Consider the following 11,152-nt stretch of genomic DNA (forward strand, 5'->3'; position numbering starts at 1 on the left):
AACATGCCAGTGAAGCAAAGGTAGTGCAAGAGCTATGGATCGTATAATTGAAAAATTAGAGAGTGGCTGGTGGATCGTCAGCCATGAACAAAAATTATGGTTGCCGTATGGGGAATTACCACACGGGCTGGCAGCAAATTTCGATCTTGTGGGGCAGCGCGCACTCCGGATAGGTGAATGGCAAGGCGAGCCCGTCTGGCTGGTGTTACAGCATCGACGCCATGATATGGGATCGGTTCGCCAGGTTATCGATCAGGATGCAGGGCTGTTCCAACTGGCGGGACGTGGCGTACAGTTGGCGGAGTTTTACCGATCGCATAAATTTTGCGGCTATTGCGGGCACCCTATGCACCCGAGTAAAACCGAATGGGCGATGCTGTGCAGCCATTGCCGCGAGCGTTACTACCCGCAAATCGCCCCTTGCATTATCGTCGCGATCCGCCGTGAGGATTCGATCCTCCTTGCCCAGCACGTTCGCCACCGCAACGGCGTGCATACCGTGCTGGCCGGGTTTGTTGAAGTCGGCGAAACCTTAGAACAGGCGGTCGCGCGAGAGGTAATGGAGGAGAGCGGGATTAAGGTGAAAAATCTGCGCTATGTGACTTCCCAGCCGTGGCCTTTCCCGCAGTCGTTGATGACCGCTTTTATGGCGGAGTATGACAGCGGCGAGATTGTCATCGACCCGAAAGAACTGTTGGAAGCAAATTGGTACCGTTATGACGATCTGCCGCTACTACCGCCACCGGGCACCGTCGCGCGCCGTTTGATCGAAGATACGGTGGCAATGTGTCGGGCTGAATATGATTGACATGTTACACTGGGCGCATCAACGCTAAAGGAATGTAAAAATGACCGAACTCAAAAACGATCGTTATCTACGTGCGCTGCTGCGCCAGCCCGTTGATGTTACGCCAGTGTGGATGATGCGCCAGGCGGGCCGTTATCTACCGGAGTACAAAGCCACTCGCGCTCAGGCGGGCGATTTTATGTCGCTGTGCAAAAATGCCGAACTGGCCTGCGAGGTCACTTTACAGCCGCTGCGCCGTTATCCGCTTGATGCGGCGATCCTTTTCTCGGATATCCTGACGATTCCGGACGCGATGGGCCTGGGGCTCTATTTTGAAGCCGGGGAAGGCCCGCGCTTTACGGCCCCTGTCACCTGCAAAGCCGATGTCGATAAGCTGCCCATTCCCGATCCGGAGGATGAACTGGGCTATGTGATGAATGCGGTACGGACCATCCGCCGCGAACTAAAAGGCGAGGTTCCTCTGATCGGCTTCTCCGGCAGCCCGTGGACGCTGGCGACTTACATGGTGGAAGGCGGCAGTAGCAAAGCCTTCACGGTGATTAAAAAGATGATGTACGCTGACCCGCAGGCGTTGCATCTGCTGCTGGATAAGTTGGCGAAAAGCGTCACGCTGTACCTCAACGCGCAGATTAAAGCGGGTGCGCAGTCGGTGATGATTTTCGATACCTGGGGCGGCGTGCTGACTGGCCGCGATTACCAGCAATTCTCCCTCTACTACATGCATAAAATCGTCGATGGCCTGCTGCGTGAAAACGACGGTCGCCGCGTGCCGGTAACGCTGTTCACTAAAGGTGGCGGTCAGTGGCTGGAGGCGATGGCGGAAACCGGCTGCGACGCGCTGGGTCTCGACTGGACGACAGATATCGCCGATGCGCGCCGTCGCGTTGGCCATAAAGTGGCGCTGCAGGGCAATATGGACCCCTCGATGCTGTATGCGCCGCCGGCACGGATCGAAGACGAGGTAGCGACTATACTTGCTGGTTTCGGTCAGGGAGAAGGGCACGTCTTTAACCTTGGACATGGCATCCATCAGGATGTGCCGCCAGAACATGCTGGCGCATTTGTGGAGGCAGTGCACCGACTTTCTGCGCAGTATCACAACTAAGGAGTTAGTATGGATCTCGCGTCGCTACGCGCTCAACAGATAGAACTTGCTTCATCGGTTTGCCGCGAAGATCGCCTGGACAAAGATCCGCCAGCGTTTATCGGCGGGGCGGACGTCGGTTTTGAGCAGGGGGGCGAGGTGACGCGGGCGGCGATGGTATTGCTGAAATATCCGTCGCTTGAACTGGTAGAGTACAAGGTGGCGCGTATTGCCACCACCATGCCGTATATCCCCGGCTTTCTCTCTTTTCGTGAATATCCTGCTCTGCTGGCGGCGTGGGAACAGCTCTCGCAAAAGCCCGATTTGCTGTTTGTGGACGGTCACGGTATTTCGCATCCGCGTCGGCTTGGCGTCGCCAGTCATTTTGGACTGTTGGTGGACGTGCCGACCATCGGCGTAGCGAAAAAACGGCTATGCGGTAAATTTGAGCCACTTTCCACCGAACCTGGCGCACTTAGCCCCTTAATGGATAAAGGCGAGCAACTGGCGTGGGTATGGCGCAGCAAGGCGCGCTGTAATCCGCTGTTTATCGCGACGGGGCACCGGGTCAGTACTGACAGCGCGCTGGCGTGGGTACAGCGCTGTATGAAAGGGTATCGCCTGCCGGAGCCGACGCGCTGGGCGGATGCCGTCGCTTCCGGACGTCCGGCGTTTGTTCGTTGGCAAGAAATTCAGCGCTGATTCAGGTAAACTGCCGCTAATTTCCGATTCGAGATTCCATCATGTTACAAAACCCGATTCATTTGCGTCTGGAGCGGCTGGAAAGCTGGCAGCACGTTACCTTTATGGCCTGCTTGTGCGAGCGCATGTACCCGAACTACGCCATGTTTTGCAAGCAGACGGAATTCGGCGACGGACAGATCTACCGTCGCATTCTGGATCTGATCTGGGAAACCCTGACGGTGAAAGATGCAAAGGTCAATTTCGATAGCCAACTGGAGAAGTTTGAAGAGGCAATTCCGGCAGCTGACGACTATGATCTGTACGGCGTTTACCCGGCGATTGATGCCTGCGTCGCATTAAGCGAATTAATGCATTCTCGCCTTAGCGGCGAAACGCTGGAACACGCTATTGAGGTTAGTAAGACTTCCATTACTACGGTAGCGATGTTGGAAATGACTCAGGCTGGTCGGGAAATGACCGATGAGGAGCTCAAAACGAACCCTGCCGTTGAACAGGAATGGGATATTCAGTGGGAAATATTCCGACTTTTAGCCGACTGCGAAGAACGCGATATTGAACTGATAAAAGGGCTCAGGGCAGACCTGCGCGAGGCTGGTGAGAGCAATATCGGTATAAATTTTCAGCAATGACACCAGAAAACGTGATTTAACGTCTGATTTGTCGTGCCATAAGGCTTCCCTTATGCCCCCCGTCTGGTCTACATTTGGGAGGCGAAAAAAAGTGGCTATCGGTGCGTGTATGCAGGAGAGTGCTTTTCTGGCATTTCCGTCGCACTCGATGCTTAGCAAGCGATAAACACATTGTAAGGATAACTTATGAACAAGACTCAACTGATTGATGTAATTGCAGACAAAGCAGAACTGTCCAAAACCCAGGCTAAAGCTGCTCTGGAATCCACTCTGGCTGCTATTACTGAGTCTCTGAAAGAAGGCGATGCTGTACAACTGGTTGGTTTCGGTACCTTCAAAGTGAACCACCGTGCTGAGCGCACTGGCCGTAACCCACAGACCGGTAAAGAAATCAAAATCGCCGCCGCTAACGTACCGGCGTTTGTTTCTGGTAAAGCTCTGAAAGACGCAGTTAAGTAAGACGCGTAACTGTGAACAGTTTTATCGAAGGGGCTTATCAGCCCCTTTTGTCCGTCTGGCGTCGCGCGTTTCTGTTTTCTGGCGCGCTGTTGCTGACTGCCTGCAGTCATAACGCTTCACCGCCTCCGTTTACTGCCAGCGGCTTTGCCGGCGATCACGGCGCGGTGCGTATCTGGCGTAAAGATACGAACGATGAAGTCCATCTGCTTTCTGTTTTTAGCCCGTGGCATAGCGGCAGCACGACGACCAGCGAATATCGTTGGCAGGGTGATACGCTTTCGCTTATTGAACTCAATATTTACAGCAAACCGCCAGAACATATTCGCGCGCGTTTCGACGCTCATGGCGAACTCAGTTTTATGCAGCGTGAAGTCGGGGAGCAGAAGCAGCAGCTTTCCAACGATCAGATTGCCTTGTATCGCTATCGCGCCGAACAAATCCGTCAGACCAGTGACGCCTTGCGCCTGGGGCGGGTCATACTACGCCAGGGACGCTGGCACGCCGACCATACGGTAACCACCTGTGAAGGTGAAACGCTGAAACCGGATCTGGATTCCTGGGCAATAAGCCACATTGAGCGCCGCCAGAACCACTCATCGGTAGAGGTGAGCGTAGCATGGCTGGAGGCGCCGGAAGGATCGCAACTTTTGCTGGTGGCGAATTCAGATTTCTGTCACTGGCAGCCGCAAGCGAAAACCTTTTGATGGAATACCGAATGGCGAAGCCGCCATTCGGCAAACATGCTTTACCAGTTTCCCATACCCATGTGACCGCCGCCGCGATGATAACCGCCGCCATAGCCGCCGCAACCGCCATAGCCCATTCCTGCGCCGCGTGGTATGCCAGCCTGCGCCATCGCGACATCCCGTTTCACGCGTTGCTCATCTAACTTCTGGCCTAATGACTCCATCTCTTTGGCAACCGCGTTAATTTTCGCAGTATCCGGCGAACTGGCGGTCAGTAGCGCGTTGTATTCATAACGTTTGGATATCAGTTGCTGGCGCAGCGCGCTGGTCTGCGTGTAGTAGTCATCATAAATCTTCTGCGCCGTCGCCTGCTGTTCCGTGGTTAACGGGCTACCTCCCTGTTGCCACATACCGTCATTGTTGCCCCAGTGATGCCCGGCGAAGGCGGCGCCGGAGCTCAGGGCCAAAAGAGAGAGGGCGATTAGCGCGATAGCTGATTTATTGTTCCGTTTCATTTTGCGTTCTCCTGTTGCTCATCTTATCCTCTCTCTTGCATCTTCCGTGCCAGGTAACTATTCCTTGTCGGGCAGCGAGTTAACCCGCTTCAGGCGGCAAAAAGCGAGTAAAAATGACTCGCATGACCCGCCTGGCGAGTCATTTTTACCCATCCGTATCCGAAAGGGTGTGCGACAACGCGCGGTTATGCGGAGCGAAGAATGGCATGATCTCTGCTTAAGTAAGGAAAATAAAAACGAGCCGGGGAAGCCTGTGAGTTTTATACGATTACATAAAGATGCCGCTGCAACGTGGTTGAGTCGGCTGTTACCTGCGGCGATCTTCATTCTGGTGGGGCTATTTTCCATTATGGTCATTCGCGACTATGGCCGTGAGAGCGCTGCCGCCAGGCAGACGCTGCTGGAAAAGGGAAATGTACTCATTCGCGCTCTGGAGTCCGGCACGCGAGTAGGTATGGGAATGCGGATGCATCACGCGCAGCAGCAGACATTGCTGGAAGAGATGGCGGGTCAGCCAGGCGTGTTGTGGTTCGCTGTAACGGATGCGCAGGGGGTAATCATCACTCATAGCAACCCTGGCATGGTGGGCAAATCGCTCTATTCCCCATCTGAAATGCATCAACTAAACCCCGGGCCGCAGGAGCGTTGGCGGCGTGTCGACGTTGCTGCTAACGGCGAGACGGTGCCTGCGCTGGAAATTTACCGTCAGTTCCAGCCGCTTTTCGGTATGAGAGGTCACGGTATGAGGGGGCACGGCATGGCGCGTAGCGCCAATGACGACGAACCAGCGAAACAAACTATTTTTATTGCCTTTGACGCCAGCGAGCTGGCCGCGACACAGGCAAGGGAGTGGCGTAATACGCTGATTGTTTTGTCTGCGTTAGCGGCGGTGTTGTTGGCAACGTTACTGGCATTTTTTTGGCATCAGCGTTATCAGCGCTCGCACAGAGAACTGCTTGATGCAATGAAGCGTAAAGAAAAGCTGGTGGCGATGGGGCATCTGGCGGCGGGCGTCGCGCACGAAATTCGTAACCCGCTCTCGTCCATCAAAGGGCTGGCGAAATACTTTGCCGAGCGCACGCCTGCCGGCGGCGAGTCGCATGAACTGGCGCAGGTGATGGCCAAAGAGGCCGACCGTTTGAACCGGGTGGTAAGCGAATTGCTCGAACTGGTAAAGCCCGCGCATCTGACGCTCCAGGCGGTTAACCTCAATGATATTATTACTCACTCCCTGAATCTGGTCAGTCAGGATGCCCAAAGCAGAGAGATTCAGTTGAAATTCACGGCGAATGAGACGCTTAAGCGTATTCAGGCTGACCCGGACAGGCTGACTCAGGTGCTATTGAATTTGTACCTGAACGCTATTCATGCGATTGGCCGCCAGGGAACGATTACCGTAGAGGCAAAAGAAAGTGGGACCGACCGCGTTATCATCACTGTTACCGATAGCGGGAAAGGGATCGCCCCGGATCAGCTGGAGGCGATTTTTACGCCTTATTTTACGACCAAAGCTGACGGGACAGGCCTGGGGCTGGCGGTGGTGCAAAATATCATCGAACAGCATGGCGGTGCGATTAAGGTGAAAAGTATTGAGGGTAAAGGCGCGGTCTTTACTATCTGGTTGCCAGTGATAGCGAGACAACAGGATTAACAAGGGTGATACGCGGAAAAATCGATATTCTGGTTGTGGATGATGATGTAAGCCACTGCACGATTTTACAGGCGCTGCTTCGGGGCTGGGGCTATAACGTCGCTCTGGCCTACAGTGGGCATGATGCGTTGGCTCAGGTGCGTGAGAAAGTCTTTGATCTGGTACTGTGCGATGTGCGTATGGCGGAGATGGACGGTATCGCCACGCTGAAGGAGATTAAAGCGCTCAACCCCGCCATTCCGATTTTGATTATGACGGCATTCTCCAGCGTGGAAACGGCGGTAGAGGCGTTGAAAGCCGGCGCGCTCGACTATTTAATTAAACCGCTGGATTTTGACCGTCTGCAGGAGACGCTGGAAAAGGCGTTGGCGCATACGCGGGAAACGGGCGCTGAATTGCCATCGGCGTCGGCTGCGCAGTTTGGCATGATTGGCAGCAGTCCGGCGATGCAACATTTACTGAATGAAATCGCGATGGTCGCACCATCAGACGCCACGGTATTGATTCACGGAGACTCCGGCACGGGTAAAGAGCTGGTGGCGCGGGCGCTACACGCCTGTAGCGCCAGGAGCGATAGACCGCTGGTCACGCTCAACTGCGCCGCGCTTAATGAATCGCTGCTGGAGTCTGAGCTGTTCGGACACGAAAAAGGCGCGTTTACCGGTGCGGATAAACGTCGGGAGGGACGCTTTGTCGAAGCTGACGGCGGGACATTGTTTCTTGATGAAATCGGCGATATCTCGCCGTTAATGCAGGTACGTTTGCTACGGGCGATTCAGGAGCGCGAAGTGCAACGCGTGGGAAGTAACCAGACGATATCTGTGGATGTTCGGTTAATTGCCGCTACCCACCGCGACCTGGCGGAAGAGGTGAGTGCTGGTCGTTTTCGCCAGGATCTCTATTACCGCCTGAATGTGGTGGCGATTGAAATGCCTTCTTTGCGCCAGCGTCGGGAAGATATTCCGCTACTGGCAGACCATTTTCTGCGGCGTTTTGCCGAACGTAACCGAAAAGCGGTGAAGGGGTTTACGCCGCAGGCGATGGATCTGCTGATCCACTACGACTGGCCGGGTAATATCCGTGAGCTGGAAAACGCTATCGAACGAGCGGTGGTGTTGCTGACGGGAGAATACATTTCTGAACGCGAATTGCCTCTCGCTATTGCCGCGACGCCGATAAAAGCGGAAAACAGCGCCGAAATCCAACCGTTGGTCGATGTGGAGAAAGAGGTGATTCTGGCGGCGCTGGAAAAAACGGGCGGCAACAAAACGGAAGCCGCCCGTCAATTGGGCATTACGCGCAAAACGCTGCTGGCTAAACTCAGCCGTTAGTTTTGCTCACGCTCAATGGCGCGCCAGCCAATGTCGTTACGGCTGAAGCTGCCGTCCCAGCGGATGTCGGTCATCAGGGCGTAAGCGCGTTTCTGCGCTTCGGCGACGGTGTGGCCCAGCGCGGTGGCGCACAGGACGCGTCCGCCGCTGGTGAGCACACGGTCGTCGTCGGCGAGCTTAGTGCCAGCGTGGAAGACTTTGCCGTCAGCCACTTCTTCCAGCGGCAGGCCGTGGATCTCATCGCCAGTGTTGTAGTTGCCCGGATAACCGCCCGCGGCGATCACCACGCCTAATGAAGCGCGCTCGTCCCACTCGGAGGTTTTCTCATCCAGCTTGCCGTCGCAGGCGGCCAGGCAAAGATCCACCAGATCCGACTTCATGCGCAGCATGATCGGCTGGGTTTCCGGATCGCCGAAGCGGCAGTTGAACTCGATAACTTTCGGGTTGCCCTGCTTGTCGATCATCAGACCCGCGTACAGGAAGCCGGTATAGGTATTCCCTTCTGCCGCCATGCCTTTCACGGTTGGCCAGATGATCCGTTCCATGGTGCGCTGGTGGACTTCATCGGTCACCACTGGAGCCGGAGAGTAAGCCCCCATGCCGCCGGTGTTCGGGCCGGTATCGCCGTTGCCTACGCGTTTGTGATCCTGGCTGGTGGCCATCGGCAGCACGTGCTCGCCGTCGACCATCACGATAAAGCTCGCTTCTTCGCCGTCGAGGAACTCCTCAATCACGATACGGTGGCCCGCGTCGCCAAAGGCGTTGCCTGCCAGCATGTCATGAACGGCGGCTTCGGCTTCTTCCAGCGTCATCGCCACGATAACGCCTTTACCGGCAGCCAGACCGTCAGCTTTGATGACAATCGGCGCGCCTTTCTCACGCAGATAAGCCAGGGCTGGCTCAATCTCGGTGAAATTCTGGTATTCCGCCGTCGGAATCTGGTGACGAGCGAGGAAATCTTTGGTGAAGGCTTTGGAGCCTTCCAGTTGGGCGGCCCCTTCGGTTGGGCCAAAGATCTTCAGACCCGCCGCGCGGAACGCATCGACCACGCCAATCACCAGCGGCGCTTCCGGGCCAACGATGGTCAGGTCAATCTTCTCGTGCTGGGCAAAGCTCAGCAGCGCCGGAATATCGGTGACGCCGATAGCCACGTTCTGCAACGCGGGCTCCAGCGCGGTACCGGCGTTACCCGGTGCGACAAAAACAGTATCAACCAGCGGCGACTGTGCGGCTTTCCAGGCCAGCGCGTGTTCGCGTCCGCCGTTACCAATCACTAATACTTTCATGTTTCGCTCCATTAATGGCGGAAGTGGCGCATGTCAGTGAAGATCATCGCAATACCGTGTTCGTCGGCAGCGGCAATCACTTCGTCATCACGGATAGAACCGCCAGGCTGGATCACACAGCTCACGCCAACGGCGGCAGCGGCATCAATACCGTCACGGAACGGGAAGAACGCGTCGGAGGCCATCGCGGAACCTTTCACTTCCAGACCTTCGTCAGCCGCTTTAATGCCAGCGATTTTCGCGGAGTACACGCGGCTCATCTGGCCTGCGCCTATACCGATAGTCATGTTCTCTTTCGCATACACAATGGCGTTGGATTTCACGAACTTGGCGACCTTCCAGCAGAACAGCGCATCGCGCAGCTCCTGCTCGGTCGGCTGGCGTTTAGAGACCACGCGCAGTTCAGCTTCGCTCACCATACCCAGATCCCTGTCCTGAACCAGCAGGCCGCCGTTAACACGCTTGAAGTCCAGACCCGGCACACGCTGTGCCCACTGACCGCAGGTCAGAACGCGAACGTTCTGTTTGGCGGCGGTGATTTTCAGCGCCTCTTCGGTTGCGGACGGGGCGATGATCACTTCCACGAACTGGCGGGAGATAATGGCCTGCGCGGTTTCGGCATCCAGTTCGCGGTTGAAGGCGATAATGCCGCCGAACGCGGAGGTTGGGTCGGTTTTATACGCACGGTCGTAAGCGTCGAGAATAGTGGTGCTCACCGCCACGCCGCACGGGTTAGCGTGCTTGACGATTACGCAGGCTGGCTCGTTGAACTCTTTCACACACTCCAGCGCCGCGTCGGTATCAGCGATGTTGTTGTAAGAAAGCGCTTTGCCCTGAACCTGCTGTGCGGTGGCAACGGACGCTTCTTTCACATTTTCTTCTATATAGAAGGCTGCCTGCTGGTGGCTGTTCTCGCCATAGCGCATATCCTGCTTCTTAATGAAGTTCAGATTCAGCGTACGCGGGAAGCGACCGGCGGCTTCTTTGCTTTCACCGTGGTAGGCCGGAACCATGCTGCCGAAGTAGTTGGCAATCATGCTGTCGTAGGCGGCGGTGTGTTCGAAGGCTTTAATCGCGAGATCGAAACGGGTGTCGAGGGTCAGAGAACCTTCGTTAGCATCCATCTCTTTAATAATGGCGTCGTAGTCGCTGCTCTTCACCACGATGGCCACGTCTTTATGGTTCTTAGCAGCAGAGCGCACCATGGTCGGGCCGCCGATATCAATGTTCTCTACCGCATCTTCCAGCGAGCAGCCTTCGCGTGCCACGGTCTCGGCGAACGGATACAGGTTAACGACAACCATATCGATAGGGGCGATGTGGTGCTGTTCCATAATGGCATCGTCCTGGCCGCGACGACCGAGGATGCCGCCGTGGACTTTTGGATGCAGGGTCTTTACGCGTCCATCCATCATTTCCGGGAAACCGGTGTAATCGGAAACTTCGGTCACCGGCAGGCCTTTTTCTGCTAACAGGCGGGCGGTGCCCCCCGTAGACAGCAGCTCCACACCGCGTGCGGAAAGTGCCTGGGCGAATTCGATGATACCGGCCTTGTCAGAAACACTGAGCAGAGCGCGGCGGACTGGACGACGTTGTTGCATGGTAAATCCCCTGGATTTGACGATTACAGAGAGCGTTAGCTGAATTTTTCGTGAAAAACTCAGCTAACGCCCCTTATGGGGTATTCTCATTTTGCGGCGACATTGTAACGAAAACGTTTGCGCAACGCTCGCGAATTTTTCTTTTTAAATTCTGGCCCCGCTTTTATCCCTGAAAGATCATTTGCAGAGTGAGAAGATCCAGGAGATGAACGCGCATTTTGTGGATAAGTCTGTGCGTAAATGGGTATAACCAGGGGTTTTGCTGGGGAATGCAGCAAACAGTCATTTTTCTGCAATTTTTCTATTGCGGTCAGCAGAGAACTCCCTATAATGCGCCTCCATCGACACGGCGGATGTGAATCACTTCACACAAACAGCCGGTCGGTTGAAGAGAAAA

General features: G+C 55.4%; 11 protein-coding genes. 8 read left to right on the plus strand and 3 right to left on the minus strand.

Annotated elements, in window-relative coordinates:
• The first annotated feature begins 34 nt into the window (after positions 1-34).
• The 6 genes from nudC to NA197_RS22665 all read left to right on the plus strand — a co-directional run bounded on the left by nudC (position 35) and on the right by NA197_RS22665 (position 4,389).
• Positions 35-808 carry an NAD(+) diphosphatase gene (nudC, locus tag NA197_RS22640; protein ID WP_000373958.1) on the plus strand — a complete coding sequence of 258 codons (774 nt, stop codon included), beginning with the start codon at positions 35-37 and terminating at the stop codon, positions 806-808.
• A gap of 40 nt (positions 809-848) precedes the next feature.
• The gene (gene hemE, locus NA197_RS22645; RefSeq protein WP_000137619.1) at positions 849-1,913 is read left to right on the plus strand and encodes a uroporphyrinogen decarboxylase; all 1,065 of its coding nucleotides are present in this window, start codon (positions 849-851) and stop codon (positions 1,911-1,913) included.
• Positions 1,914-1,922: 9 nt separating this feature from the next.
• Positions 1,923-2,594: a deoxyribonuclease V gene (nfi, locus tag NA197_RS22650; RefSeq protein ID WP_000362363.1), complete on the plus strand. Its 672-nt coding sequence runs from the start codon at positions 1,923-1,925 to the stop codon at positions 2,592-2,594.
• Positions 2,595-2,635: 41 nt separating this feature from the next.
• The gene (locus NA197_RS22655) at positions 2,636-3,226 is read left to right on the plus strand and encodes a YjaG family protein (RefSeq protein WP_000940092.1); all 591 of its coding nucleotides are present in this window, start codon (positions 2,636-2,638) and stop codon (positions 3,224-3,226) included.
• A 186-nt stretch (positions 3,227-3,412) separates the two neighbouring features.
• Complete coding sequence (gene hupA / locus NA197_RS22660; RefSeq protein WP_001044509.1) at positions 3,413-3,685, plus strand: nucleoid-associated protein HU-alpha; 273 nt, start codon at positions 3,413-3,415, stop codon at positions 3,683-3,685.
• Between the two features lie 11 nt (positions 3,686-3,696).
• Positions 3,697-4,389 carry a DUF1481 domain-containing protein gene (locus tag NA197_RS22665; RefSeq protein WP_064043603.1) on the plus strand — a complete coding sequence of 231 codons (693 nt, stop codon included), beginning with the start codon at positions 3,697-3,699 and terminating at the stop codon, positions 4,387-4,389.
• Between the two features lie 41 nt (positions 4,390-4,430).
• Here NA197_RS22665 and zraP read toward each other — a convergent pair whose 3' ends face one another.
• Entirely contained in the window at positions 4,431-4,886 is a 456-nt protein-coding gene (zraP, locus tag NA197_RS22670) for a zinc resistance sensor/chaperone ZraP (RefSeq protein WP_000828129.1), read from the minus strand.
• Between the two features lie 253 nt (positions 4,887-5,139).
• Between zraP and zraS the strand changes: the two genes are divergently transcribed.
• Both zraS and zraR read left to right on the plus strand, forming a co-directional pair.
• Positions 5,140-6,537 (plus strand): two-component system sensor histidine kinase ZraS, encoded by a 1,398-nt coding sequence (gene zraS / locus NA197_RS22675; protein WP_064043610.1) that lies wholly within the window; start codon positions 5,140-5,142, stop codon positions 6,535-6,537.
• Between the two features lie 5 nt (positions 6,538-6,542).
• Positions 6,543-7,868, plus strand: a complete 1,326-nt coding sequence (zraR, locus tag NA197_RS22680; RefSeq protein ID WP_023138015.1) for a sigma-54-dependent response regulator transcription factor ZraR — start codon at positions 6,543-6,545, stop codon at positions 7,866-7,868.
• Here the strand turns inward: zraR and purD are convergent.
• Together purD and purH are read right to left on the minus strand one after the other, a co-directional pair.
• Positions 7,865-9,154 carry a phosphoribosylamine--glycine ligase gene (purD, locus tag NA197_RS22685; protein ID WP_000866765.1) on the minus strand — a complete coding sequence of 430 codons (1,290 nt, stop codon included), beginning with the start codon at positions 9,152-9,154 and terminating at the stop codon, positions 7,865-7,867. The genes zraR and purD overlap by 4 nt on opposite strands.
• 11 nt (positions 9,155-9,165) lie before the next feature.
• Positions 9,166-10,755, minus strand: coding sequence for a bifunctional phosphoribosylaminoimidazolecarboxamide formyltransferase/IMP cyclohydrolase (gene purH / locus NA197_RS22690; protein ID WP_001187509.1), 1,590 nt, complete (start codon positions 10,753-10,755; stop codon positions 9,166-9,168).
• Positions 10,756-11,152: the final 397 nt, after the last annotated feature.

It is taken from the genome of Salmonella sp. NW884 (assembly GCF_051700745.1).
GTDB lineage: Bacteria > Pseudomonadota > Gammaproteobacteria > Enterobacterales > Enterobacteriaceae > Salmonella > Salmonella enterica.